Source organism: Rhodococcus oxybenzonivorans (genome assembly GCF_003130705.1).
Classification (GTDB): Bacteria; Actinomycetota; Actinomycetes; order Mycobacteriales; family Mycobacteriaceae; genus Rhodococcus_F; species Rhodococcus_F oxybenzonivorans.
Genome location: NZ_CP021354.1, coordinates 3,451,543 through 3,477,409 on the forward strand (window position 1 = coordinate 3,451,543; position 25,867 = coordinate 3,477,409).

A 25,867-nucleotide genomic window follows, 5' to 3' on the forward strand; every position below is an offset into this window, starting at 1 on the left:
CCGGGAAGGTACCGGGAGACGAAAAATAGGTATACCCACGGGCCATCCGGCCGATGTGGCGTAGCCGCACCCGGTGGCAGTCTGTGACTTGTCACACACGCGTAACCCGGCGGCTTCCGGAACCGCGTCGATTGCAGGAGAGGTCCCGCACCATGAAGGCAGAACCGCTTACCTGCGGTGACTATGTCACCGCGACGTTCGCTCGCGACTTCGTCGCGGAGGGATTCGACTATGACACCGTCGAGCGAATCCATTCCGGCGACCTCGACGAATGGACGTTCGCACTCGCCCAATCAGGGCTGTTCACCAACCGGGTGGTCGCGCACGCCCGGCAGGCGTGGCAAGACGATCCGCGATCGCTTCTCGACAGCCTCTTGGCGGACGCGGACGAGATGACCGTCAAGCGTTACGACGTCGTCTGGCAAGCCCTGACCCGGACCGCCCAGTTCGGCACTTCCGGGGTCGCCGCCGAATATGCGTGATCGACTTCCTGCCCACCGAACAGTCCACATCGCCCACTGAACAGACCACAGCGAAGAACGAGAACCATGACCGTCAACACCTACCCCACCGCCGAGACGATCCGATTGGGCGTACGCGGTCACGAATGCCGTTACTGCGGCCAAACCGTCAGCGCTGACGGCAACCGCTTCCGACATACCGCGACGGGGCAGTACCGGTGCGAACCGGCAAAGCGGGCGTCGTACGAGAAGTCCCTGTCCGACAGTTTTATTCGAAGCTGAATTCAACCTTTTCGGACCGGCCGGCGTCACAATTTCTCTGACGGCGATCGCCCCTTCGCTGCGATGAGTACCACCGAGACGACTACCGTAACCACCACCAGGTAGGCGGCCCACATCAGGAGGAAGGGTTGCAGCCATCCCTTGTCGGTCGTCTGCCCCCGTTCTCCCACGCAGTACAGGGTGAAATTGGTGGACCGACCGTCCCCGGTGGAATAGGTATCCGACACGACGACCGCGTCGTTTCCGGGCTGTTCGCAGAACACAGGCGCAAGGTAGACGGCCTGTCCCGGCCAGATCAGCGAAGAGATCAGGGTGAGGAAGCCGACGCTCACCGTAATGCCGATTCCCCACAACAGGAGCGGCTTGGCCACACGGCGCTTCCGAGGTTGTGGATCTACACCCAGTTCCACCGGCTCGGTCATAGCGGATGCACCCCGACCACAGCTCCGTCGGCATCGAACACGACCACCGACCGCGACCGCGACGACTCGACCATCGCTGTCGGCGAAATTCCGCCAGCCCTGGTCACCGAGATGCCGACTACCTGACCGCCCTCGAGACCGCTGCGGGACAGGGCTTCGTCTACCAGATGCTCGACTCGACCCAATGCCGGAACGTCGTCGAGGGTGAAGGCGCGTGCATCCAGGTCTTCCAGTGCAGAGACCACCACTGGACTGGGCTCACTCACATTCTCACCATCGAAGGTGTACTGGTCGAGCTGATCGGGGTTCGCCGGATCGCGGACGGTGACAGCCAACTGCTCGACCGGCGCGATGTCCAGATTTGTCACCTGCACTTCTGCGACGCCGTAGCGAACTGCGAGCGCTGCTAAACCGTCGCCCACGAGGTCCGAGGTCATACCCCCGCCCCTGGATCGCATATCTGCGTCGAATTCAGCACGGTCGACAGCTCCGATGCATGCCGTGGCACCGAAGACCACAGCCACCCCCATCGATAACCACACCGACACACGCAACACTGGCGAACGCAGCAGCGGCGAACGCAGCAGCGGCGGGGTCTTCATTGCATGAGACTATCCACGTCACGGACTTCTCAGGTGGTCCGGCGCGCGGTCAGGTGTCGGATGTTCTTTCCACCGAGATCCTTATAATGGCTCTGCATCGAGTCGATCAGCACTGCGAACACGCGGTGGGCAGCAGCCAGGTCGGCATCGGGGACGTCCCGCAGGGCACGCGCCGTCCGCTGTCCTAGTGGGGCGAAGAACTCGCGGGCTACTTCCAGCCCGTGGTCGTCGTAACGCAGGATGACTTTCCGGCGGTCCGACGGGTCTGCCTCCCGCCGAATATGCCCTGACGACAGCATTCGCTCCACCAGATAGGTCACCGCCGCCGACGACAGCCCGAGCAGGCTCCCCAGTTCCCCGGCGGTCAGCGGCGTGCCATTGGTGTCGGCGACCATGACGTGCATCAGCGCCTGGAAGTCGTTGGGGCTGAGATCGTGCAGCGCACCGAAAGTGCGTCCGATCTGTTCCGACGCCACGGTCATCGCGCGGACATCTGCCGAAATGTCTGCTTCCAGTCTCGCTCTCGCGTCGGGACGAGCACTGTCCGGCATGTCGTCTGTCATCTCTAGGCCCTCTCAGCGGTCGGCCGACAGCCTATCCCCTCGCATTCTCTCAGTTGCTTAACTATTCAGTTTCTGAAATATTCGAACAGTGAACACCGATGGGCATGCGCCGACAGAACACCGTTCTCTCGCTGTCTGGGACCGGCTCGCATCCGCCGTGACCGGACAGCGGTCGTGGGCAGTGGCCCTCACCGTCCTTGTCTTGGCCGGCGCTTTCATGGCGCTCGTCGGTGGCAACGACTCCGCGGGACAGTCACCGATCTCCCTGCCCGCGTCTGCGGAATCGGCCGAGGTGGACGGCCTCCTCACCGACCTTCCCGAATCGGGGGTGACACCGGCGATTCTCGTCGGCAGTCGTGCCGACGGCGGCGTGTTGACCGATGCGGACCTCGCCGCGTTCGACGCGGCTCGGAACCGGATGCTCGGTGTCGACCGCACCCTCGAACCCAGCCCAGGACCGGCACTCATCCCGTCACCGGACGGCAGAGCGGTGATCGGGCAGGTTCCCGCCGATTCGGAACTCTCAGGTTTCGCGTTGAACGATCGCGTCGCCGAGCTGCGGGCGGCGGCCACCGACTCGCTACCGCCGGGGCTTCTGGCGCAGGTGACGGGAGGTCCGGCATTCGGCGCTGATATCGCCGACTCGTTCTCGGGCGCGAATGTCACGTTGCTCGCGGTCACTGCGCTTGTCGTCGCGGTCCTGCTGATCGTCACCTACCGCTCACCGATCCTCTGGCTCGTGCCACTCGCCGTAGTCGGCTTCGCCGATCGGGTTGCGTCGACCGTCGGTACTGCCGTCGCCGAACTGACCGGCCTGACCTTCGACGGGTCGACGTCCGGTATCACGAGCGTGCTGGTCTTCGGTGCCGGAACGAACTACGCGCTGCTCCTCATCTCCCGCTACCGGGAGGAACTCCGCGCGGAGCCGGACCACCGGGTCGCCTTGCGCCACGCCGTGCGCCGGGCCGGACCGGCGATCGTCGCGTCCAATGTCACTGTGGTACTTGCCCTACTGACCCTGCTGTTGGCGACCATTCCCAGTACCCGCAGTCTGGGTGTGCTCGCGGCCGCCGGCCTGCTGGTAGCGCTCATCTTCGTGCTGCTGGTCCTCCCGCCCGCTCTCGCACTCAGCGGAAAGCGATTGTTCTGGCCGTTCGTGCCCCGTGTGGGCGACCCGGACAACACCACGCACGGCGCCTGGTTCCGGGTCGCCTCCGCGGTAGCACGACACCCGCGACGCACCGCAATTGTGTCGATTATGGCGCTCGGGGTCTGTGCGGCGGGGTTGATCGGCACCCACGTCGGGCTGTCCCAAACCGAACAATTCCGGGTCGCAGCGGAATCGGTCGACGGCTTGGACACTCTCGCTGCTCATTTTCCTTCCGGGCTCTCCGACCCCACCACCGTGGTCGCCCGCACGGAAGCGACCGACGCCGTACAGCGGGTTCTGGCCGATACCGAAGGGGTCGTGTCGGCGAGCGAGGCCGGCCGGTCGAACACCGGTCTGACGCGATGGGCCGTCGTACTCGACACACCACCTGCAACGGAGGAGGCCTTCGCAACAATCGACACCATCAGGGCAGCCTTGGCCGACATCGACGGTGCGGATGCGCTCGTCGGTGGCAGCGACGCCCAGGCGCTGGACAAGCGGGACGCCGCCCTCCGAGACCAGGTGATCGTCATTCCGGCGATCCTTCTCGTGGTCCTGGCCGTGCTCGTAGTGCTCCTGCGGGCCGTGGTCGCACCGCTGGTCCTCGTCGGGACGACGGTACTCAGCGCGGTCGCGGCGCTCGGGCTCGGCAGCTGGGTGAGCACGCGCATCTTCGGGTTCCCTGCGCTCGACGACACCGTTCCGCTGTTCGCGTTCCTGTTCCTCGTTGCACTCGGCGTCGACTACAGCATCTTCCTCGTCACCCGGGCCCGGGAGGAAACACCGGGGCGCGGCACGCGGGCCGCGATCGTGCGGGCTGTTGCCGCGACCGGCGGCGTCATCACCAGTGCCGGAATAGTGCTCGCCGCAGTGTTCGCCGTCCTCGGTGTGCTGCCCCTGATCACACTGACCCAGCTGGGCATCGTCGTCGGCCTCGGCATCCTCCTGGACACGTTCGTGGTGCGAACACTCGTCATCCCGGCGCTGTTCACGCTCGCCGGGGACGCGGTGTGGTGGCCGAACCGCCAGGCCACCTCGACGCTCGACTCACCCGGCGAAGCAAGGAGCGCGGTTCCGTCAGAAATCTGAGCGTTCGCAGACCCGTCAGGAATCGAGAAGCGTCTCATCGCGGGCCGCATTAACGTCACTCACATGAACATCACCATTCACTCGGCCTTCCTTCCACACACCGACCACGAGGCCTCACTGGCCTTCTACCGCGACATCCTCGGGTTCGAAGTCCGCAAAGACGTGGGTTACAACGGGATGCACTGGATCACCGTGGGACACCCGGAGCAGCCCGGCACCTCCCTCGTTCTGCACCCACCGGCGGCCGATCCCGGGATCACCGACGAGGAACGCCGCACCATCACCGAGATGATGGCCAAGGGGACCTACGCCATCCTCACATTGGCCACCCCCGACCTGGACGCAACCTTCGCCCAGCTCGCGGCAAGCGACACCGAAATCGTCCAGGAACCGATCGACCAGCCGTACGGCATCCGTGACTGCGCCGTCCGCGATCCCGCAGGAAACCTCATCCGCATCAACGAGATCAAGGGGGAGCGCTGACATGACCACCATCAATAATCTCACCCTCGACACTCCCGAGCCCACCGCCGCGAAGGCCTTCCACACCGCACTCGGCGTCGATGCCCACATCACTGCCCGGGACGCGGATGCACCGACCACCGGATTCCCCGGTTTCACTCTCTCACTCGTCGTGTCCCAGCCGAACATCGTCGACGCCTACATCGAGGCCGCCCTCGACAACGGCGGCGCCACGATCACACCGGCCAAGAAGAGTCTCTGGGGGTACGGCGGCGTCGTACAGGGCCCCGACGGCGCCCTGTGGAAAATCGCGACATCGTCGAAGAAGAATACGGGACCGGCCACCCGGCACTTCGAGGACCTCGTGCTGCTCCTCGGAGTCGGAGATGTCAAAGCCGGCAAGCAGTTCTACCTCGACCACGGCCTGGAAGTGACGAGAAGCTTCGGACGCAAGTACGTCGAGTTCGCCACCGGCCCGAAGGTCAAGCTCGCGCTCTACGGGCGCCGCGCACTCGCGAAGGACGCGGGCATCTCCCCCGACGGCACCGGCGCCCATCGAATCGTCATCCGCAGCGACGCCGGCACCTTCACCGATCCGGACGGTTTCTCCTGGGAATCCGACTGAGTCGACGCGCTTTCGAGGGCAGCACACGCCGCAGCGGCACACCACCACCGATGACGGGCCTGTGAAAGAATGACCCCTCCGACGCGTCCGGTGCGGGGAGTCAGCGCCCCCGCACCACTTCGAGCGCCGCGGCCTCGATCGTGTCTTCGGACAGCAGGACCTCGAGTGCGGCGTCGCCGAGGGGAATGAAGCTGTTCTCGCTCGCAACCCGGGCGAGGCGGCCGGTGAAGCCTTGGTCGACCAATGCCATGACGACGCCCTCCCCCACCCCACCCGCTGCCCGGGTTTCGTCGACGACGAGGACTCGGCCGGTGGCGTTCGCCTCGCGGACGATGTCCGGCACCGGCAGCGGCGCGAGCCACCGCATGTCCACCACCCGGGTCGAGATATCGGCTCGTTCGAGGCGACGCGCCACTCGCAGGCTCATGTGCACCCCGTTACCGAAGGTGACGATGGTCAGGTCCGTTCCCTTGCCATAGGTGCGCGCCCGCCCGATCTGTACGAAATTCTCGGCGCCCTTCAGTGGATCCGGGTAGGGGGCGAGCCACTGCTCGTCGCCGTCCTCGTGCAAATCCCTGGTGTGGTACAGGGCAATCGGTTCCAAGTACACGCACACCGCGCCGGCGCTGTGGGCGGCCGCAACACAGGTGCGCATCATGGCCGCGGCGTCGTCGGGCCTGGCCGGGGAGGCGATGATTATGCCGGGGAGGTCACGTAACGCTGCGACGGCATTGTCGTTGTGGAAGTGCCCCCCGAATCCCTTCTGGTACCCGTAACCGGCGATACGCACCACCATGGGGTTGCGGTATTGACGATCGGAGAAGAATTGCAGGGTCGCGCCTTCACCGCGGATCTGGTCGGCGGCGTTGTGCAGGTACGCGAGGTACTGGATCTCCGGGATCGGCAGCAGCCCGGAGACTCCCGCGCCGAGTGCAAGCCCGAGAATCGCCTGTTCGTCGAGGAGGGTGTCGAAGACGCGGGCAACCCCGACTTTCTTCATCAGCCCGCGTGTGACCCCGTAGACGCCGCCCTTCCGGGCGACGTCCTCGCCGAAGATCAGCGACTCCGGGTACTCGATGAGCACGTCGAGCAGGGCACGGTTGATCGACGAGGCCAGGGTCAGTGGGCCCTCTTCTTCGGGTAGCGGGCCGCCGAAGATGTGTGCGCGGCGAGCGAGGTGGGTTCGTCGCGGTTCGGCCGCCATCGCTTCGTCGAGGCCCTCCCTCAGTGGTCGCATCACTGCGGCGGGACTATCGAGTTGGGGTAGCTCGCTCACGTGCCGTGCGAGTCCGATGACTTCTGCGCGCTTCTTCTCATAGAGCGCAAGCACCTCGTTCGGGCTGAGATGCCCGCGCTCGATCAGCAGTTGTGCAGTGCACAGCACCGGATCTCGGTCGAAGTCTGCGGTGATCTCGCCGGTGGTGCGGTAGGCGGCTTCGACGTCGGATCCGGCGTGGCCCATCAGTCTCACCGTGCGCAGATGCAGGAACGCCGGGCGCCTGTTCCTGCGGACCCAGTCGGCGGCACGCTGCGCGGTGGCGTAGGCCATCGGCAGATCCGATCCGTCGACGGTGAAGTACTCGAGCCCTTGACGATTCCCGAAGTTGGCGCCGATCCACCCTGCCGGGGTCTTGGTGCTGATCCCGATGCCGTTGTCTTCGCAGACGAACAGCAGCGGAATGGGAAGGCCTTGAAACGCCGAGTAGACAGCGGTGTTGATGGCGCCGATCGCGGTCGAGTGGTTGACCGAGGCATCTCCGAAACTGCACACTGCGATCGCATCGTCGGGCCAGGGTGAGGGGACGTGTAGCTTGGCGGCGCGCGCGAGGGAAAAGGCAACGCCGACCGCACGCGGCAGATGAGATGCGATCGTCGAGGTCTGGGGGATGATATTGAGGTCGTGGCGACCGAACACCTTGTGCCGGCCACCCGACATCGGTTCCTCGGCGGCGGCGACGACGCCGAGGAGCACATCGCGCAGCGGGTCGCTGCCCTGCACTTGCCGGGCGCGTTCGAGGAAGAACGCACCGGAGCGGTAGTGCAGCAACGCCGGATCGGTCAGACGGAGGGCGCGGGCCACGACGGCGTTTCCCTCGTGCCCGGATGAGCCGATCGTGTAGAAGCCCTTACCTTTCGAGCGTAACCAGCGCGCCGCGAGATCGAGATGACGGCTGCCCAATTGCGAATCGAACAAGTCCAGAATGTCCTGCACGGAAAGGCTCGACTGTGCCTCCACGGCTCCGTCGCGATCACGTTCCCCCATCGGTACCGCGCCGACCATCTCGTTGATGGTGGTGGTGAAGTAGTCATCGATCTGTTCGGCCATGTATCCGGCTCCTGACAGGCAGGTCGTCCTCGTCCGCGGGGCGGTCTGACGGGACGCGTGTCCCTTCACCAGGGTATGCATGTCACGGGCGCCTTCATGCGTCATTGTCGATGATCCGCGCATGCACCACTCACTACGCGCCGTGCCTCGCTCCAGATCCGGTCTTGTCCGCCGCGGACAAAACCGGGCGCGAACTCGAGCCTCGCGGAATATTTCGGAGCACCGTCCCCGCGCATAGTGTCGTGAATCACACGGCAACGAAGGGATCGAAACAGTGTCCGACATCGGCTATTTCACCTGGGACCTCGCGCCCACACACGGCGACGCACCGTGCCTGCGCGACGACCACAGCGACCTCACGTACCGGCAGTTCGCCGATCGGGTGGATGCGTTCGCGGCGCAACTGAGCGAACGCGGGGTCCGCGAGGGTGACGTCGTCGCGGTGATGCTGCCGAACCGGGTGGAGCTGCTCATCGTCCTCATGGCGGCGTGGCGGCTGGGTGCGGCCGCCACACCGGTCAACCCCACCTTCACCGCCGCCGAAGCGGAGTACCAGATCACCGACGCCGACGCCGCGCTGGTCGTAAACGAGGGACCGGACGCTCCGAGCGCCGGTCGTCCGTCGATTGCGGTCGACGAGATGCACACCTCCCTGCCTTCGGGGCCCGCCCTGGACTTCCGCCCGGCGGGCAGCGACGTCGCGCTACTGATCTACACGTCGGGGTCGACGGGGCGACCCAAAGGCGTCATGCTCACGCACGACAACCTGCAGTTCATGAGTTCATCACTTGCCGAGCATCTTTCGCTCACCGCCGAGGACCACTGCCTGCTCATCCTGCCGCTGTTCCACGTCAACGCGATCTGTGTCAGCTTCCTCGCTCCGATGCTGGCCGGAGGGCAACTGAGTGTCACCGGCCGGTTCTCCCCGGCCCGGTTCTTCGACGACGTGGCCCGGCTGCGGCCGACATACTTCTCCGCAGTCCCGACAATCTACGCACTGCTCGTCTCCCAACCCGATGAGGTTGTCACCGACACGTCGTCGTTGCGGTTCGGAGTCTGCGGAGCCGCCCCGATCTCCAAGGAATTGCTCGAACGCGCTGAACAGCGCTTCGGCCTGGTGATCGTCGAGGGGTACGGGCTCACCGAGGGTACCTGCGCGTCGGCGTGCAACCCACCCGGCGGCGTCCGCAAACTCGGCACCGTCGGGCCCGCACTGCCCGGGCAGACCCTTGCGATCATGGATGAGTCCGGCGTCCTGCTGCCACCGGGAACTGTCGGCGAGATCGTCATCCGCGGCGCCAACGTGATGCACGGCTACCTGAGGCGTCCCGAGGAGACACACCGGACCGTTGTCGACGGCTGGCTCCACACGGGCGACGTCGGTCGACTCGACGAGGACGGCTACCTCACCCTCGTCGACCGGATCAAGGACATGATCATCCGGGGCGGCGAGAACATCTACCCCAAGGAGATCGAGAACGCACTCGCCACCCACGACGGCGTCCTCGAGGCAGCCGTGGTCGGCGCACCTCACGAAGTGTATGGCGAGGTACCCGTCGCCTACGTGGTCCCCTATCCCGACAGCCCCGTGACCGACGGACAGCTCACCGACCACCTCCGTGAGCGGCTCACGAAAGTCAAACTGCCCGTGGCTATACATGTCGTCGACGCCTTGCCCCGCAACCCCGTCGGCAAAATCGACAAACCCGGACTGCGCAGCCGGCACCGCCTGTCCACCACTGCTCGCGGCTGAGCAACCCGCTCTCACCGCCACCACGGCACCCGTCGCAACTCGGGCCACACCCGAGGCGATGACCCCTACCCCCGCCCGCCCTATCCAGGAGACTTCCGATGGGATTCACAACCGGGAACTTTCCCGAAGTAGACCCCGCAACATTCCTCGACCGTCCCTTCTTCGACCGCATTCGCGCCATGTCGACGCACTGGGTCGACTACGGCTTCGGCACCCCGAAGATGGTGCACACCATCTACATTCTGAAACTGCTGGTCCTCTACATCGGCGCCGGACTGTCCATCGCGACATTCACCTCCGGCTACAACGTGCTCGACATCGGCGCGTGGTGGAACGCACCGATCGTGTACCAGAAGCTCATACTGTGGACGCTGCTGATCGAGACCATCGGCGTGGGCGGTTCCTGGGGGCCACTCGCCGGCCACTTCAAGCCGATGATGGGTGGCGCTCTGTTCTGGCTCCGGCCGGGCACCATCCGCCTACCACCCTGGCCTGGGAAGGTGCCACTGACAGCCGGCGACTCTCGCACCATCTTCGACGTTGTCGTCTACGTCGCGATTTTGGTCGACATCGTCCTCGCACTCGGGCTCGCCGGTGTCCACACACCGTCCATCGACGCGGCACTGCCCGGCAATCACGGCCTGGTGAACCCCACCCTCTTGTTGCCTCTGATCGCGCTGCTCGTCGTGATCGGGTTGCGTGACAAGGTCATCTTCATCGCCGCCCGCGGCGAGCAGTATTTCCCGGCCGTCGTCTTCTTCGGTGTTCTTCCGTTCGTCGACATGATCGTCGCGCTCAAGCTGCTCATCGTGTCGGTGTGGGTCGGCGCCGGCATGTCGAAGCTGGGCCACCACTTCTCGATGGTGGTGCCCCCGATGCTGTCCAACACACCCTGGTTGCCGTCGAAGACGATCAAGCGCGCCCATTACCGCAGCTTCCCGAACGACCTGCGGCCGTCTATCGTCGCCGGCGGTGTCGCCCACGTCCTGGGCACCGTCGTCGAGGTGGTGACGCCACTGGTGTTGCTGTTCACCACAAATGGAACCGTTACCCTGCTCGCTGTTGCACTGATGGTCGCATTCCACCTGTTCATCCTGTCGACGTTCCCGCTCGCAGTGCCCCTCGAATGGAACCTGCTGTTCGCTTACGCGGCAGTCTTCCTGTTCCTCGGATTCCCCAACGCCGCCGGTTACGGGCTGGGCGACTTCTCCTCACCGCTACTGCTCGCCGCGATCATCGCCGCGCTGGTGTTCTTCCCGATCCTCGGCAATCTGCGCCCCGACCTCGTCTCGTTCCTGCCCTCGATGCGGCAGTACGCCGGCAACTGGGCCTCGGCCACCTGGGCGTTCGCGCCGGGCGCGGAAGACAAGCTCGACCAGTTCATCAAGCGCCCCAGCCAGAACACCCGGACTCAGCTACTCGCGACGTACCCGCCCGAGGTCGCCGACGTCGTGATGCACCAACTGCTGGGCTGGCGGTCGATGCACAGCCAGGGCCGCGCTCTGCTGTCGCTGATGAGTCGCCACCTCGGCGACGACATCGACACTTACTCGCTGCGCGAGGCCGAGTTCAGCTGTAACTCGCTGGTGGCCTTCAACTTCGGTGACGGGCACCTCCACAACGAGCATCTCATCGCGGCCATTCAGCGGCGCTGCAACTTCGCGCCCGGCGAGTTCCTGATCGCGTGGATCGAATCGCAGCCCATCCACAAGGGCATCCAAGAGTACAAGGTGATCGACGCCGCCCTCGGCGTCATCGAACGCGGAACCTACAAGGTGTCAGACGCCATCGCCGAGCAACCGTGGCTGCCGAACGGTCCCATCCCATTCGACGTCCAGTGGACGTTGGACATCGACGCCGACCGGGCACTCACCGATCCCGGAACCGTGCCGGAACCGGGAATGCGCAGCAGGCAAGCTGATTCGCCGTATCACGATGACGCAGGCACAGGAGTGCGGCAGTGAGCACAGCGGTCGTGGTCGGCAGCGGGCCCAACGGGCTCGCTGCCGCGGTCCACCTCGCCCGGCACGGCGTCGAGGTCCAGGTCCTCGAGGCGGCCGACACCATCGGCGGCGGGACCCGTTCGAGCGAACTCACCCTTCCGGGGCTTCTGCACGACGAGTGCTCCGCGTTCCACCCCATGGGAGCGGGGTCGCCGTACTTGCAGACGCTCGACCTCGAACGCTACGGCCTGAGCTGGAGGTGGGCCGACGTCGACTGCGCGCATCCGCTCGACAGCGGGGAAGCAGGCCTTCTGCACCGCTCCGTCGACGAAACAGCCGCCGGCCTCGGGGCCGACGGGCCTCGCTGGCAGCGGATGTTCGGAAACCTTGCCGACGGGTTCGACGATCTCGCCGCCGACCTCATGCGTCCGATCGTGAACATTCCACGTCATCCGCTGAAGCTGGCGAGCTTCGGGCCCCGGGCGCTGCTGCCGGCCGGCATTACTGCCCGGTGGTGGCGCACCGAGAAGGGCCGGGCACTGTTCGGGGGTGTGGCCGCGCACGCGTACTACCGGCTCGACCGTCCAGCGACGTCCGCAGTCGGCCTGATGATCATCGCCGCAGGCCACCGCTACGGATGGCCGGTGGCCGAAGGGGGATCGCAGTCGATCACCAGCGCTCTGGCGGCCGTGCTCACCGACTGGGGCGGGAAGATTGCCACAGGTGTCCGGGTCGACAGTATCGCCGACATTCCTCCCGCGGACGTCGTCCTGCTCGACCTGTCACCGTCCGCCGCACTGAGCATCTTCGGCGAGCAGATTCCACAGAGAGTCGCGCGTGCGTATCGCCGGTTCCGGCACGGACCGGCGGCATTCAAGGTCGACTACGCCGTCGAGGGCGGGGTGCCCTGGCGCGACCCCGACTGCGGCCGCGCCGGAACCGTGCATCTCGGTGGCACATTCGCGGAAATCGCGGCCGCCGAAAAGGATGTCTCATCCGGCAGGATGCCACAGCGGCCGTTCGTCCTCGTTGGGCAGCAGTATCTCGCCGACGCCGGCCGATCGAAAGGGAATCTGCACCCGCTGTATGCGTACGCACATGTGCCGCACGGGTACACGGGCGATGCGACGTCGGCGATCACCGCGCAGATCGAACGGTTCGCCCCCGGCTTCCGCGACCGCGTCGTCGCGACGGTAAGCAGTGGGCCCGCACAACTTGCCCAGTCGAACGCCAACTATGTCGGCGGCGACATCATCGGCGGCGCCAACACCGAGACCCAGGTGGTACTCCGGCCGCGCATCGCCCTCGACCCTTACAGCACCGGCGTAGCGGGAACCTACTTGTGCTCGGCGTCAACGCCGCCGGGCGCCGGCGCCCATGGAATGAGCGGATACAACGCCGCCCAATCCGCACTGCGTTACCTGCGCAGACACGGCGACGATGTGTTGTAGCCGCAGGTACTGCGCTTGAACAGGAAGGACAAGGCGGTCGAGCAGTTCGGAAGAAGCGATCACCGTGGTGCGGCGTTCCTGGAGCGACGCGGGTCGGTCGCAGTCATCACTCTCAATAGACCCGACTTGCGTAACGTCGTCGACGCGGCGGTCTCAGCCGGGGTCGCCGCGGCGATGGAGACCCTGGCTCGTTCTCCCGATCTTCGAGTCGGCATCATCACAGGCGCAGGAGACGCCTTCTGTGCCGGCGCGGATGTTGCGGCATTGTCCGCCGGGCACAGTATCGACGCACCCGGACACCCGGAATGGGGCTTTGCCGGCTTCGTTCGCCACGAGATCGACAAGCCTGTGATTGCAGCCGTGAACGGTTCGGCCTCGGGCAGAGGCCTCGATCTCGTCCTGGCGTGTAACGCTGCCATAGTCAGTTCCCACGCCACCCTCGGGCCCCGAGAAGTGCGGCGATTCGAGGACTGCAATTTCCGCTCCGGTGCACTTGGCGGCAGACTCCGGTTCGAGTCGGTTTCCCTCAGAGACACGCTCCACCCGGAGACCGCCCTGCGGTGCGGAATTATCGACCGGATCGTTCATCCGCACGAAGTATTGCCGGAGGCCATGCGGTTGGCGCGTGCACTGGCAACGACACGTCCGCGCCCGGACGGGATCGGCGCCGCAGTTCTGCGTCGTCGCGCCGGCAAGGATAATCGCAGGCCGCAGCGATCCTGCGGTGCCGATGCGCACGACCAACGACACTCACGAAGAGGAACCGACACACCATGCTGAATCGTCTCTACGCAGCGCTTCTCACGGCAGCCGGACTGTCCTGCGATGGCTACATCACCCTCGACGAGGCCGTGAGAAATTCCGGCCACCCACCGCGGACAGGCACAGACTCGCCGACCGGGACGCAACCGGAGGTCGATACGCCCTCGAAGTGAAGCGGGACCAGCTGCCCCTGGCATCACTGCCCACCCACGTGCCCACCCTTCGCCTGATCCAGTGTCAGGACAGCCGGTCCCAACCATTGGCACACGAGTAAGGCGAGTTCGACGGACAGGCGGTCCCGAGTGAAATCCTCCCCCCGCTCCTCCGCGGCGCGCTTCACCCGATACTTCACTGAGTTGTAGTGCAAGTCGAGAACTTTCGCGGCCGCAACATTGCTGAGATTGTTCGCGAGGTAGACCTGCACGGTCTCGCGCAGGCGGGCCGCGTTCTCATTGTCCGCCGCCAGGCCGCGCAAGACGCTCTGTACCCACGTCCGGGTAGCCGCGGGGTCCTCGGTGAGCATCGCGACGGTCGACACTCCCGGTTCGTCGTATGCGATTGCGACGGGGGCGTTTTTTCCCGCAGCGATGGCAAGCGCTCGTGCGCGTTGGGCGCGCGCGTGGGACTGCCTGAATCCTTCGGGGCCGGAGGTTATTCCACCGACAGCCACAACTAGTTCCGAATGACGGTCGTGAAGGAATTCGCGCAGCTCACTGTAATCTCGCCGGGGAGCCGAGCGGGTACCGAGGGGAACCCATACCCATCCGGTGACGCGGTCCGCCGCCACGAACAGTGGATCGGTCACTGCCCCCATGAACCCGGAGAAGTCGTGTGCAGCCGATTCGATCTTGGCCAGCATGTCTCCTGCACCGGCATCGGGGGCCCAAATGATCGCCGCCAGGTGATTCTGATTGAGGACGTAGTTGAGGGCAGCGCTGGCCCCTGCATCCGGGTGTTCGTTGCCCGCCAATATTTCCTGAACTCGGACGGCACGCACGCTACTCTGGTGGGCCAACCACCGTTCCCGTTCACGCTCGTAGACTGCGACCACCTGCTGCGACACCCTGTCGATGTACACCGACATCACGGTGATGATGCGCTCGAGCACTGGAACGCCCAGTTCCGGCTCAACCGCTTCCCCACCCAACTCGTCGAAGACCAATTTGAGGAGATTGGTCTGCCCGAGTCGATATGCGCGTACGAGCGCATTGACCGGAACCCCCTGTTGAGCAAGGCGTCTCGCGTACTCCATCGCCGCGGCCGGCGCCTCCAGATTTTCCGGCGCAATGTTGTGCTGCAGCGTGTGAAAGATGGTGTCGAGGTTTCCTTCGACACTCGCCCCGAGCAGTTCGAGCAACTGCCGATCGGCACGCAAGTCGGGTATCTCGGTGTACAACACGTCGGTGATGTCTGCCGTCAGCGACACCAACCGCCGGTTGAGCGAGCTTGCGATTCTTGCGACCAACAGCGCGGTGCGCTCGTCGTGTGAAGCCATGCGAAGACAATAGAGCAGTTACCTCCCACGCATGACGAATCGCCTCGAAAGTCACAATCAGCGCTTACACCTGCACCTTTCTGTCCAACCGGCAGTTGCGGCCCTCACCCGTCCGACACGAGCTTGTCCGATGAGAACAAACAACGCCTCATTCTTGATTCTTCGCGGACGTGGTCACCATCACAGGACTTCCCTATCGTGAAGGGGGCTCGGCCGCAGCGCCAACGATGAAGGGATCACGATGAACGACAAGAGCTTCCGTGGGAGAACCGCCGTCATGTCCGGAGGAAGTCGCGGCATCGGACTTGCTATCGCCCAGGCAATCGCGAGCCGCGGCGGAAACATCGTCCTGCTCGCCAAGACCGATACCCCTGACCCCCGACTACCCGGAACGATTCACACCGCCGTCGCGGAACTGGCCGAGTTGGGCGGACACGCTGTCCCGGTGGTGGGCGACGTCCGCAACGCCGACGATATCGCCCGAGTCGTCGATTCTGCCCGTGACAACTTCGGCGGCATCGACATCGTCGTCAACAATGCGAGCGTGCTGGACATCTCGAGGACCGAGGCACTGCCCCTGAAGCGGTTCGATTTGATGCAACAAGTCAACGTGCGCGGCACTTTCGCGCTGACCCAGGCGTGTCTTCCGTACCTACGGAAATCTGAAAACCCGCACGTATTGACGCTCTCACCGCCGCTCAATATGTCGAAATACTGGCTGGGCGCCCACCCGGGCTACATGCTGGCCAAGTATGGGATGACGCTGGCCGCGTTGGGTATCGCGGCTGAACACGCGGATATGCCCTTCTCCAGCAACTGCCTGTGGCCGCAGACCATGATCACGACAGCAGCGGTCGGGAACCTACTCGGCGGATCCGAAAGCCTGCGACACTCACGCTCCCCCGAAATCATGGCCGACGCTGCAATCGAACTACTCGGCCGTCCCGCGGGCACCGACAACGGTCGCACCGTCCTCGACGTCGAAGTGCTCACCGAAGCCGGTGTCACCGACTTCACGACGTACGGCGGAAACGCTCCATTGACCATCGACATCTTCGTCGACGAACCCAAGACCTCCGACAGCTCGGATGCGTTCCACCGCACCGGCCAGGCCGTCCCGCGGACCAGTAGTTTCGCGTGACATCGGTGCTCGGATCACCGCGACCCTGCTGAACAACCTGCAGTCCAGCGGCTGCGCCGCCCGTGAGTGGTTAACGAGTGCAGAGACTCGTTAACCACTCACAAGCGCGGAGCGCCCCTACTCATGGTCCTGACAGTTCGCACGAAGATCGGCGCAGTCCGGCGACGAGGTGGGTCAGCGATCGGGTTTCTGTTCGTGGACCCAGGCAGCAAGTTGAGTGCGCGAGGTGAAGCCGAGTTTGACGAGGGCGTGCTCTACGTGACCTTCAACGGTGCGTTGTGAAATTACGAGCCGGTCAGCGATAGCCCTGTTGCTCAGTCCTTCGGCGACCAATTCGGCTACTTGTTGCTCGCGCCGGGTCAGGGCGGAGTTTGCGCCACTTGCCGCGGGCGCTTCGGTCCGCGGGCGTTCACCCAAGGCATAGGCTACCGCCTCGTCCGCACTCAGCGCTGCGCCTCTTTGAATCGAGGACTCGAATGCCTTGTCGCCGAGCAATGTCCAAGCGTTCTGCCAAGACTTCTCGTGCAACGTGGCCATACTTGTCAGATCAGGGGCGCGACCGCCGATAGCCTTGAACAATTCGTCTGCGGCGCCCAGCAGCACCGCGGACCGCTCCGGTCTCTCTTCGACATCGGTCCACGCGAATTGCTCGAGGGCCCAGGCGTAGCTCAGTTGACTACCTACCATCCGTGACAGTCGTAGACCGTCCTCGAGGAGTGCAGTCCCACGCCCGCGATCGCCGTGCTGCCACAAAGTGAACCCGTAGTCACACAGCGCCATTGCTCGCCAGATACGTTCCCCCCGCGACTCCGTCATCGCGATGAGTTCCTCGTAATTCGTCCTACCCCGCTGGATGTCTCCTACCATCTCATAAGCGAGCGCCAGCCACACCAACGACGGGACCAGCTGGTTGAGGTCGTTCTCGGCACGGAAGACGACGATTGCCTTCTCGAGGCGGGTAATTCCCTGCCGAAGCTCTCCGCTCGAGACTGCGAGGCAGCCCTCCGCGAATTCGACCAAGGCGTCGAGGTTCGAGTCTTCGATCCGATCAGCCAGAGCGCGTGCCTGATCCTTCGATGCGGTGCCGGCAGTAACGTCGCCCTGTAATGCGGCCAGCACGCTGCTGGTACACAGAGCTTCGATGCGGTCGAACGGGCGCTGGTCCTCCTCCCTACTCGCGAGTGCACGATCAAGCCAGTGGCGGCCTTCGCTGAACAGTCCACGGACGAACCAAAATTGATACATCGCGGTGACAATTCGAATGCCGGCCTCCGCCTCACCGTCCTTGCTGAGGGAGAACTCCATTGCGTCGCGCAGATTCGGCTGCTCTCGCTCCAGTCTGGCGATCCACTCCACCTGCTGCGGACCGATCCACTCAGCCTTCGCCCGTAACACGAGTCGCTCGTACCAATCTTTATGTTTTCGTTGAAGGTCCGTGTATCCGCCCACTTCGTGCAACTTTTCTCGTCCGTATTCGCGAATCGTGTCGAGTAGTCGATACCGCACCACCGAGCCGACCTCTTCACGGATCAAGACGGACTTGTCGACCAGAGACGTGAGTAGGTCAAGCAACTCTCCTGGTGTGTCGGACGCAAGGATTCCCTCCGCAGCGTCGAGTTCGAAACCACCGGCGAACACGGCCAGCCGGGCCCATAACCACTGCTCCCGCGACGAGCACAGGTCGTAGCTCCAGTCGATGCACAACCTCAACGTCTGCTGTCGTGTCGGCGTTCCCCTGCCGCCGAGTGTGAGGAGTCGGAGTCGGTCGCCGAGACGCTCCACTATCTGCTCTACCGACATCGCCCGTAATCTTGCCGCCGCCAGTTCGATCGGCAAAGGTAGACCTTCCAGCCGCCGACAGATGTCAGCGACCACGCTGATGTTGTCCTCGGTGAGCGTGAAACCCGGCACTGCGCTGGCCGCACGCTGTGCGAACAGAATCACCGCGTCATATTGCGACATCTCACGCAGAGACCACGTCGATCGCGTGAGTTCCGGCAGCGACAGCGGAGGTACGCGAACCACCATCTCACCGCGGATATCAAGCGACTCGCGGCTGGTGGCAAGGATGCGGACACTGGGGCACGTCCGCAGAACGGTCTGCCTGTACGAGACTGATCGCGACTTCTCCGCTCCGCACGGATGCTTGGAATCGATCTGCTCGCCCAACCGGTTCGCCACGGCCCCGTTTGACCGTCGTCGCCGTGTCCACCATCGGCCTCAATTGCATCAGCTACATCTTCAAGACCTTCTTGCTGTCCTATCTCCGAGTTCCGCGACGTCGCCGCGAAGGTCGGCGCGTTCGGCATCAGCCTGGCCAGTGCCGTCGCGCTCGTGACCATCCCCATCGCCGGACGGCTCTGCGACAGCGCCGGGACACGACGTATCATGCTGATCGGCGCCGGGTATGTGGCTGGTCTGGCCTTCCCCCTTCTTCTGGCTCCTGAACACCGACCGACCGGTCTTCTTCATCTGGCTTGCACTCATCCTCACCGTCGGCATCGTCCAGCCCACCTGCGCGCGGCTTCCGGGTCCTGCTCTGACCATGGTCAGGCTCTCCCCGACCCACTCCACCTGGGGCCTCTCTCTGATCTTCATCGTCAGCGCAATACTCATCGCTGGCGCGGCCCTCGGTGACCAGTGCCGCACCATCAGCATCAGCAATCACACCAGTGCCGCCGCAAGTGCTCCGGCCGCGCGGTGACTCGGCTGGGGCACTGCCCGGTGTGGCAGTGCCCCAGCCACCTGCAGTCTGATTCGATCGGTTTGCGATGGTAGATGGATCGCTGGTCGTCGGTTCGTCGGCGCCGGCAGTACGGGACGCAGTAAAGCAATCACCTCACGCGGAAACTTGTTGGCCCCCTCCATACCTCGAGTGTGACACACACCCCGACCCGCAGGTACTGCGCCGCTCCGCTCCACCCTGCGCGCAGCGCGTATGCCCGAAAATCGGATCAACCGATCACCACTGACCGCCGCGGGCCGGCATGACGCAGGACGTTCGAGGTGCCCCGCTTACCGCCCGGCCCCTCTGCGGAAACGGTCAGCGGACCACCCCTACGGGACAACAAGAGGTCAGGAGCTTCCGGTCAAGGAACCTCAAGCGGAATGCACCGGTCAGCCATCGCTTATTGGGACCCTCCGGGGTGATTCGCCCATAGGCTCTGACGATGGCACGTGAAGCGGTTTTCGACCCAACCGATCGGTACGTGTTCAATGAGCAACGTCAGCGCTTCGACTGGAGTTTGCTGCTGAACGGCACTGTGTTCCGGTACGACTCTCGCTTCCAGCTCGATAGTGCCTGTAACCGCCTTTCTGACCTCGACTACCTGGTCCATCGAATCGATGCGCAAGCATGGACATCGGTGGAGGACATGTTCGACCCCTTCTCCGAGGCAATGGGCTGCCAGCGCAGCTATGGCGGCAGCGTCGCTGCCTTCGATGACGTGTTCGCTGACGTCGGCATCTTCGCCTTCGGTAGTGATCCCAAGGGACAGAGCAACATAGCCCGGCTTCGCCGGGCGCCTTCGGCCTGCCCACTCACCATCCAATTTTCGGGTCAGTCTGACCACGTGTCGCGAATATCGACATGCCGACCCCACTGCTGACACCGATCGTCGACCGAAACAGAGGGGAGCATGGATCTGGATATGGTGTCGGTGAGCAAGACCGCCTCGACGCTCGAACGCGCCACCGAGACCACCGCACCGCTGCCGCCTGGCCGCCCAGTCAGCGGCACCGTCCCGATTCACCCGCGGCCCCTCCGAGTTCGCCCCCGACAGGACCACACCTGCCACCACCGGGACCAGCGACGCCACTACCGCGACCGGCGTTGCCACTACCGGGACCGGCGTTGCCACCGAGCGGACCACCCCTGCCACTTCTGGGACCGATAGTGCCACCGAGAGGACCGGGCATCTGACGGTGATCCTCGGCGCACAACCGACACGAAGGAGACGCGATGACCATGACTGGAATCAGTTGGATGCTCGCAGGAACATTTCGATGATCGGAGCAGATCGCTCCGGACTGTCGAGGAGCAGTAGATGGCCTGCCTGCTTCAGGACTCGCAGGTCCGAGTTGCGAATCAGGCGTTTGAGTATGTGTTGGTTTCCGATCTTGACGATCGGGTCGTCGTCCCCTGCGACGATCAAGGTCGGTTGGGAGATGCGCGATGCGAGAGGGAATGTGGAAAAGGTACCGGCAGCGAGTAGTTGGAATGCATATCCTGCCCAGCTCGGCGGATGGTGCAGGCGGCGGGCTACCTCCGCCTCCACGAGTGATGGGTCGTGCCGGAAGCGGCCGCCGTAGGTGTCGGGAGCGATGCTGGCAAGGTACTCAGCGCAGTAGTAGCGCTTCGGTGTGAGTAGTCTCGCGGCGACTTCGAGGTCCGCCGGGATGCAGGTGACCCCCGGACCGGTGCATGCCAACACCAGTTTTCGGACGGTGCCGGGATGCTGAGCAGCCAGTTGCTGGGCGAGTAGACCACCCCACGAGTAGCCCAGTACATCTGCTCGGGGCAGCTTCAGATTCTGCAGCAGTAGACGGACGAACAGCGCGCAGTGCGTCATCGTCGGTGGAAACCACGGAAGTGAGGAGTCCCCGGTTCCGGGGAAGTCGAACATCACCACTGACCGCTCGGGAAACCATCCCGCGAGCGGTTCCCACATATCGAGGTGACCCCCGATGCCCATGATCATCAGTAGTGGCGGGCCGGTTCCTTGTATTTTGACCCGGACCTTCATCGGGCCCACCCGAAGGTACCCGGTGCAGCCGGCCTGCTGCCGATCCTCTCGGCCGCTCACCTGCCCACTGCTTTCCGGCGGAGCGGCCGGCCAGAACGATGTCGAAACATGCTTAGGACCCGTCTAGTGCGCGCAGTACCTTCTTGTCGAACTTACCGACCGCTGTTTTGGGGATTTCATCGATCACCTCGACGCGGTCGGGTAGCTGCCACCGAGGAAATCCCGTTGTTTCGAGGTGCTGTCGTATCATCTCGAGTTCAATGCTTTTCCCGGGTCGAGGTACCACGTAGGCGACTGGTCGTTCCCCCCATTTCGGGTCTGGCGCAGCGACTACCGCGGCCTCGATCACGGCGGGCATCGCCATGATTGCCGCCTCCATATCTACCGAGGAGATCCATTCGCCGCCGGACTTGATGAGGTCCTTGGTTCGGTCGGAGATGACGAAGTAGCCGTCGGGTGACCCGATCGCGACGTCACCTGTCACGAACCACCCATCCTCGGTGAAGTTCTCGGCACCTCGCCCATGCAGATATTCGTCGGTGACCCAAGGGCCGCGTACCTCCAGGGCGCCCATCGATGCACCGTCGAATGCCAGCGCATTGCCGTCCTCGTCGCGCAATCGAACCAGGACGCCGGGGAGTGGAAGTCCGGCTTGGCGCCGAGCTGCATGTGTGACCGACTCCTCGGTCCATGACCGCATCCGATGCTGTGGCCACGCGACACTCGCGAGCGGCGAGGTCTCCGTCATTCCCCACGCCTGCACCAACGGTATGCCCAACTTTCTCGAGTAGTGCTCGATCAACGCGGCTGGTGGTTGGCTCCCGCCAGAGATGATGTGCCGCAGGTGTTCATTCGCGCCGGGCCGTCGTTCGAGTTCGTCGGCGACCGAGACCCACACGGTGGGTACTCCGGCGCTCACGGTGACCTGCTCGTCGAGTAGAAGGTCGACGAAGGGAGCGGCTTCGAGCGGCCCGCCGAAGAAGACGAGTTTGGCGCCGACACCAACGGCTGCGAATGGCAAACCCCAGGCACTGGCGTGAAACATCGGTACCTGCGGGAGCACGCTGTCGCCGGGACCGACGCATATGCCGGCGGCCGAGGTCACCGCCAGGGCGTGCAGGAACAGTGAACGGTGTGTCGAGACCACTCCCTTGGGCTGTCCCGTCGTGCCGGAGGTGTAGCACAGGCTTGCTGGCTGTCGCTCGTCCAGCTCCGGAGCAGCATAGTCCGACTCGGCCTCGGCGAGCAGCTGTTCGTAGGCCACGATCGTAGAATCGGCGGCAGCGGCGGCATCATCGGTCAGGACCACGATGTGCGTCAGGCTCGGTACGCGTGGTGCGATCTGCTCGATCAGCGGCAGGAACTCGGGGTCCACGAGGACGGCGACGTCGCCCGCGTCGCGCAGGATGAACGCGAGCTCGTCCGGCGACAGTCGGACGTTGAGGGTATGCAGTACTCGTCCAGTGCACGGAACTGCGAAGTAGGCTTCGAGGTGCCGGTAGCTGTTCCAGGCGAGTGTCGCCACCACGGCACCGGGAGCAATGCCCATGGTGTCGAACGCATTCATCAACTTTCTGGTGCGCTCCGAGAAGTTGCCATACGTGTAGCGAAACAGTTCACCGCCGGGCTGGCGGCTCACAATCTCCGAATGGCGATGATGCGTAGCGGCGCCTTCGAAAAGGAGCCATGTTGTCAGTGGCACATCCATCATCGGCCGAATCCTATTCTGTGACGTAGCGTCCTGGGGCATCCATCCGTGGTGGATACGCGTGATTGCCGAGGGCTTTCGGCGGGTCGGTCACATCGCCCGATCTTTCCTGACTCCACGCAGCCCAGTCCTCCCACCACGATCCGTCGTGCCGTTGCGCTCCCTGCAACCACACTTCCGGGTCCGGCGCAGGCGCGCCGTTCGCGTAGTATGTCGCTTTCGGACTGCCGGGCGGATTGATCAGGGCCTGGATGTGGCCGCTGTTGGACAGCACGAAGCGGACCGCTCCGCCGAAATGCCGCGTCGCGGCGAACGCGGACTCCCACGGAACGAGATGGTCGGTCCGCGCGCCGACCACGTACATGTCGTTCTTGACTTTTCCGAGATCGATCGGAGTGCCGAGTACGCTCGCGCGCCCGGCGTCGACCAAGGCGTTGTTCAACCACATGTCCAAGAAGGTGGCATGAAGTGCGGCGGGCATGTTCGTGGCATCACTGTTCCACGCGAGCACATCGAAGGCAGGCGGATTCTGTCCCAGCAGGTAGTTCGACACGACGTAGTTCCAGATCAGATCGTTCGGGCGCACGAAGGCAAACATCTTTGCCAGACTGTCACCGCTGAGCACACCGCGATGGCGGGAACGACGGAGAGCAGCTTCGACGGTGCGTTCACTCGCGAACATATTCAAGGTGCTGTTCACGTCGGTGTCGACGAGAGTGACGCCGAGTGTGGCGGCGTTGACCAGATCTGGCTCAATCATCGCCAGATGCGATAACACCGACGAGGTCGTCATCCCACCAGCGCAGAACCCGGCAATATTCACCGAGCGCGAACCGGTGATGTTACCCGCAATCCTCATAGCCTCGATGCAGGCGGCGGCGTAGTCGTCTAAGTCCCAATCACGCTGCCGGGAAGTGGGATTGCGCCACGAGATACAGAATATCTGAAGCCCTTGGCTCACCGCGTACTCCACGAAGCTGCGGCCTGGCGCGAGGTCGAGGAAGTAGTAGCGGTTGATTTGCGGCGGGATCAGCACAGTGGGAACGCTGCGTACGTGCGAGGCGCCCGGAGAGTACTGAATGAGTTCGAACATCGGTGAGCGGTAGACGACGGCGCCGGGAGTTGCGGCGGTGTTGACTCCGAGCTCGAAGGGGCGTGTGTCGACCTGTGATGGCATGCCGCCGTTATGACGGACGTCGTGCAAGAAATGGCGCCCGCCGGCAACGAGGGACTGACCGCGAGTTTCGATCATTGTTCGTTGCGCAACAGGGTTCAGCAGTAGATTGTTCGTCGGCGCCGCGGCTTCGATGACCTGCATGAGCGCGAACTTGGCCCGCTCGGCCGACTTTTCATCGAGGTCGAGCCGATCGACCGATCCAAGGACGGCATCACGAGTCAACACGTAGGTCTGCGCGACCCGTTTCCAGACCGGTGAATCGGCCCATACCCGGTCCTCGAAGCGTCGATCTCTCGGATGCGGCGTGACGGCCGACCTGCCAGCGAGGACACGTGCTTCCTCGGCCGCCCAGCTCTGAACCGAACCGGCCACTACTTTCGGACGTTTGATCAGCGCGCCGACCCAGCGAGCGCCAGCGCTCGTCACCTGCCCGAGAGTGAGGCCGACGAACGGATTCGCACCGCGGACCGAATCAACGAGAATCTCTTGATCAGCATCGGGTTCATTGGGAAGGCGTTGTGGTGCCGGATCTCTCCCGGCTCTGGGTTGTGCCACGAAGCGTGCAGCTGGTGGCGAGTCGTCAGTTCCCACGGCGTCTCTCCTGGTGGTGGTGGATATGAGCTGTATCGGGGACGCACGCCTCGTCGCCGCCGCGGGCCAATTGGTCCACCGGCACCTCCTCGAATTGTGACGACAATCTCACGGCATCCATGCTAGGTGCGGTTGGGAGGGGTCACCGTGTCTCAGAACGAGACACGGTGACCGTCTCGGCGCGCGGCCGGGGCGAATCTCAGGCGCCGAGAAACCGCAGGACAAGCGCATCTCTGATGAGCTACGCTGCGCGAGTACGCATCCCAGGACCCGCTGCGAATCCACATTGAATCGAAAAAGCGATGAAGGTTTTCAGCGCACCACATTTGCACGCCAAACTCTCGAAGGATACGGATGTCCCTTCTTACTGACACTGTTGAACCCGGTATCCGCGTGTTGACGATCGATAGACCAATCAAACGCAACGCCTTAGATATTGAGACCTACGTTGCGCTGGCCGAGGGTATTGTGGAAGCCGACCGCGACCCTGAAGTCCGCGTCATGATAGTTACCGGAAGTGGTGGAGTCTTCACCGCCGGAAACGATTTGATCGACTTCCGGAATCATCCCGATTCCACCGCAGCGTTCGATCTCTTGCGCACCCTGGTCGCGACAGAAAAACCGATTGTCGCAGCAGTCGAGGGTTTTGCGGTCGGCATCGGCGCCAGCATGCTTCTTCACTGCGACTTAGCTTTCGCGGGCAACTCGACTATCTTTTCTTTGCCGTTTGTAACTCTAGGCCTGACCCCAGAAGGCGCCACAACGCTCTTGCTGCCACGAATCGCCGGTGTCAAATTGGCCACCGAATTGTTGATGCTCGGCAAGAAATTCGACTCGGCCCGCGCCGAAGGGGCCGGCCTGATAAACCGCGCCGTCGCTGACGGAGCCGCATTTGCGACAGCACTCGAAGCTGCACACTCTCTCCAGGAACTGCCCTCCGAATCGGTGCGTATAACCAAACGTCTCCTCCACCGCGACCGACTCGACGTACTACAGGTAATCGACGAGGAAGCCGAACTGTTCCGGCAACGTTGTCGCTCGGTAGAAGCGAAAGCCGCAATCGCGCGCTTTCTCGAGTAAACCCGAGGGCACGACAAAGAGAATGATGTTCGACGCGAC

General features: G+C 63.9%; 21 protein-coding genes. 11 read left to right on the plus strand and 10 right to left on the minus strand.

Annotated features, from left to right (window positions below; translation table 11 throughout):
* The first annotated feature begins 152 nt into the window (after nt 1-152).
* A complete protein-coding gene (locus tag CBI38_RS16250) occupies nt 153-482 on the plus strand; it encodes a hypothetical protein (protein ID WP_109330336.1) in 330 nt (109 codons plus the stop codon).
* A 287-nt stretch (nt 483-769) separates the two neighbouring features.
* Here the strand turns inward: CBI38_RS16250 and CBI38_RS16260 are convergent, their stop codons facing one another.
* From CBI38_RS16260 to CBI38_RS16270, 3 genes are all read right to left on the minus strand, one after another.
* Complete coding sequence (locus CBI38_RS16260; protein WP_230989857.1) at nt 770-1,114, minus strand: hypothetical protein; 345 nt, start codon at nt 1,112-1,114, stop codon at nt 770-772.
* Between the two features lie 47 nt (nt 1,115-1,161).
* Nucleotides 1,162-1,602, minus strand: coding sequence for a hypothetical protein (locus CBI38_RS16265; RefSeq protein WP_230989858.1), 441 nt, complete (start codon nt 1,600-1,602; stop codon nt 1,162-1,164).
* A gap of 194 nt (nt 1,603-1,796) precedes the next feature.
* Nucleotides 1,797-2,330, minus strand: a complete 534-nt coding sequence (locus tag CBI38_RS16270) for a MarR family winged helix-turn-helix transcriptional regulator (RefSeq protein WP_230989859.1) — start codon at nt 2,328-2,330, stop codon at nt 1,797-1,799.
* Between the two features lie 217 nt (nt 2,331-2,547).
* Between CBI38_RS16270 and CBI38_RS16275 the strand changes: the two genes are divergently transcribed.
* The 3 genes from CBI38_RS16275 (at nt 2,548) to CBI38_RS16285 (ending at nt 5,656) form a co-directional block, all read left to right on the plus strand.
* Nucleotides 2,548-4,569 (plus strand): MMPL family transporter, encoded by a 2,022-nt coding sequence (locus CBI38_RS16275; protein ID WP_109335142.1) that lies wholly within the window; start codon nt 2,548-2,550, stop codon nt 4,567-4,569.
* 63 nt (nt 4,570-4,632) lie between these two features.
* Entirely contained in the window at nt 4,633-5,052 is a 420-nt protein-coding gene (locus tag CBI38_RS16280; RefSeq protein WP_109330344.1) for a VOC family protein, read from the plus strand.
* 1 nt (nt 5,053) lies between these two features.
* On the plus strand, nt 5,054-5,656 hold the full coding sequence (locus CBI38_RS16285; protein ID WP_109330346.1) for a VOC family protein: 603 nt from the start codon (nt 5,054-5,056) through the stop codon (nt 5,654-5,656).
* A 100-nt stretch (nt 5,657-5,756) separates the two neighbouring features.
* On the opposite strand, the gene CBI38_RS16290 is transcribed toward CBI38_RS16285, so the two are convergent.
* Nucleotides 5,757-7,937, minus strand: a complete 2,181-nt coding sequence (locus tag CBI38_RS16290; protein ID WP_418328341.1) for a thiamine pyrophosphate-dependent enzyme — start codon at nt 7,935-7,937, stop codon at nt 5,757-5,759.
* Nucleotides 7,938-8,256: 319 nt separating this feature from the next.
* Between CBI38_RS16290 and CBI38_RS16295 the strand changes: the two genes are divergently transcribed.
* The 4 genes from CBI38_RS16295 to CBI38_RS16310 all read left to right on the plus strand — a co-directional run bounded on the left by CBI38_RS16295 (nt 8,257) and on the right by CBI38_RS16310 (nt 13,909).
* Entirely contained in the window at nt 8,257-9,735 is a 1,479-nt protein-coding gene (locus tag CBI38_RS16295; protein ID WP_109330349.1) for a class I adenylate-forming enzyme family protein, read from the plus strand.
* Nucleotides 9,736-9,833: 98 nt separating this feature from the next.
* Nucleotides 9,834-11,699 (plus strand): DUF3556 domain-containing protein, encoded by a 1,866-nt coding sequence (locus CBI38_RS16300; protein ID WP_109330351.1) that lies wholly within the window; start codon nt 9,834-9,836, stop codon nt 11,697-11,699.
* The gene (locus CBI38_RS16305; protein ID WP_109330353.1) at nt 11,696-13,129 is read left to right on the plus strand and encodes a phytoene desaturase family protein; all 1,434 of its coding nucleotides are present in this window, start codon (nt 11,696-11,698) and stop codon (nt 13,127-13,129) included. Before CBI38_RS16300 ends, CBI38_RS16305 begins: the two co-directional genes overlap by 4 nt.
* A 15-nt stretch (nt 13,130-13,144) precedes the next feature.
* A complete protein-coding gene (locus tag CBI38_RS16310; protein WP_109330355.1) occupies nt 13,145-13,909 on the plus strand; it encodes an enoyl-CoA hydratase/isomerase family protein in 765 nt (254 codons plus the stop codon).
* Between the two features lie 178 nt (nt 13,910-14,087).
* Here the strand turns inward: CBI38_RS16310 and CBI38_RS16315 are convergent, their stop codons facing one another.
* The gene (locus tag CBI38_RS16315; RefSeq protein ID WP_109330357.1) at nt 14,088-15,386 is read right to left on the minus strand and encodes a PucR family transcriptional regulator; all 1,299 of its coding nucleotides are present in this window, start codon (nt 15,384-15,386) and stop codon (nt 14,088-14,090) included.
* 241 nt (nt 15,387-15,627) lie between these two features.
* Here CBI38_RS16315 and CBI38_RS16320 point away from each other — a divergent pair, with 241 nt between their 5' ends.
* Complete coding sequence (locus CBI38_RS16320) at nt 15,628-16,527, plus strand: SDR family oxidoreductase (RefSeq protein WP_230989860.1); 900 nt, start codon at nt 15,628-15,630, stop codon at nt 16,525-16,527.
* Between the two features lie 174 nt (nt 16,528-16,701).
* Here the strand turns inward: CBI38_RS16320 and CBI38_RS16325 are convergent, their stop codons facing one another.
* Complete coding sequence (locus tag CBI38_RS16325; protein ID WP_230989861.1) at nt 16,702-18,708, minus strand: ATP-binding protein; 2,007 nt, start codon at nt 18,706-18,708, stop codon at nt 16,702-16,704.
* A 60-nt stretch (nt 18,709-18,768) separates the two neighbouring features.
* Nucleotides 18,769-19,143 (minus strand): hypothetical protein, encoded by a 375-nt coding sequence (locus CBI38_RS37890; protein ID WP_162603241.1) that lies wholly within the window; start codon nt 19,141-19,143, stop codon nt 18,769-18,771.
* Nucleotides 19,144-19,697: 554 nt separating this feature from the next.
* Between CBI38_RS37890 and CBI38_RS16335 the strand changes: the two genes are divergently transcribed.
* Entirely contained in the window at nt 19,698-20,135 is a 438-nt protein-coding gene (locus tag CBI38_RS16335; protein WP_204164752.1) for a hypothetical protein, read from the plus strand.
* A 369-nt stretch (nt 20,136-20,504) separates the two neighbouring features.
* Here the strand turns inward: CBI38_RS16335 and CBI38_RS16345 are convergent, their stop codons facing one another.
* The 3 genes from CBI38_RS16345 to CBI38_RS16355 are packed head-to-tail and all read right to left on the minus strand — an operon-like array spanning nt 20,505 to nt 24,748.
* Complete coding sequence (locus CBI38_RS16345) at nt 20,505-21,332, minus strand: alpha/beta fold hydrolase (protein ID WP_109330359.1); 828 nt, start codon at nt 21,330-21,332, stop codon at nt 20,505-20,507.
* Nucleotides 21,333-21,384: 52 nt separating this feature from the next.
* Entirely contained in the window at nt 21,385-22,983 is a 1,599-nt protein-coding gene (locus tag CBI38_RS16350; RefSeq protein ID WP_109330361.1) for a long-chain-fatty-acid--CoA ligase, read from the minus strand.
* A gap of 10 nt (nt 22,984-22,993) precedes the next feature.
* Nucleotides 22,994-24,748 carry a PHA/PHB synthase family protein gene (locus CBI38_RS16355; RefSeq protein WP_204164753.1) on the minus strand — a complete coding sequence of 585 codons (1,755 nt, stop codon included), beginning with the start codon at nt 24,746-24,748 and terminating at the stop codon, nt 22,994-22,996.
* A gap of 354 nt (nt 24,749-25,102) precedes the next feature.
* Between CBI38_RS16355 and CBI38_RS16360 the strand changes: the two genes are divergently transcribed.
* Complete coding sequence (locus CBI38_RS16360) at nt 25,103-25,828, plus strand: enoyl-CoA hydratase-related protein (protein WP_109330365.1); 726 nt, start codon at nt 25,103-25,105, stop codon at nt 25,826-25,828.
* Nucleotides 25,829-25,867 lie beyond the last annotated feature (39 nt).

Bases quoted from the DNA above. Each gene is read 5' to 3' on its own strand.
- CBI38_RS16250 (WP_109330336.1), top strand. From the start codon at position 153: ATGAAGGCAGAACCGCTTACCTGCGGTGACTATGTCACCGCGACGTTC.
- CBI38_RS16265 (WP_230989858.1), bottom strand. From the start codon at position 1,602: ATGACCTCGGACCTCGTGGGCGACGGTTTAGCAGCGCTCGCAGTTCGC.
- CBI38_RS16270 (WP_230989859.1), bottom strand. From the start codon at position 2,330: ATGACAGACGACATGCCGGACAGTGCTCGTCCCGACGCGAGAGCGAGA.
- CBI38_RS16275 (WP_109335142.1), top strand. From the start codon at position 2,548: ATGGCGCTCGTCGGTGGCAACGACTCCGCGGGACAGTCACCGATCTCC.
- CBI38_RS16280 (WP_109330344.1), top strand. From the start codon at position 4,633: ATGAACATCACCATTCACTCGGCCTTCCTTCCACACACCGACCACGAG.
- CBI38_RS16285 (WP_109330346.1), top strand. From the start codon at position 5,054: ATGACCACCATCAATAATCTCACCCTCGACACTCCCGAGCCCACCGCC.
- CBI38_RS16290 (WP_418328341.1), bottom strand. From the start codon at position 7,937: ATGGTCGGCGCGGTACCGATGGGGGAACGTGATCGCGACGGAGCCGTG.
- CBI38_RS16300 (WP_109330351.1), top strand. From the start codon at position 9,834: ATGGGATTCACAACCGGGAACTTTCCCGAAGTAGACCCCGCAACATTC.
- CBI38_RS16315 (WP_109330357.1), bottom strand. From the start codon at position 15,386: ATGGCTTCACACGACGAGCGCACCGCGCTGTTGGTCGCAAGAATCGCA.
- CBI38_RS16320 (WP_230989860.1), top strand. From the start codon at position 15,628: ATGAACGACAAGAGCTTCCGTGGGAGAACCGCCGTCATGTCCGGAGGA.
- CBI38_RS37890 (WP_162603241.1), bottom strand. From the start codon at position 19,143: ATGAGTATTGCGCTGACGATGAAGATCAGAGAGAGGCCCCAGGTGGAG.
- CBI38_RS16335 (WP_204164752.1), top strand. From the start codon at position 19,698: ATGGCACGTGAAGCGGTTTTCGACCCAACCGATCGGTACGTGTTCAAT.
- CBI38_RS16350 (WP_109330361.1), bottom strand. From the start codon at position 22,983: ATGATGGATGTGCCACTGACAACATGGCTCCTTTTCGAAGGCGCCGCT.
- CBI38_RS16360 (WP_109330365.1), top strand. From the start codon at position 25,103: ATGTCCCTTCTTACTGACACTGTTGAACCCGGTATCCGCGTGTTGACG.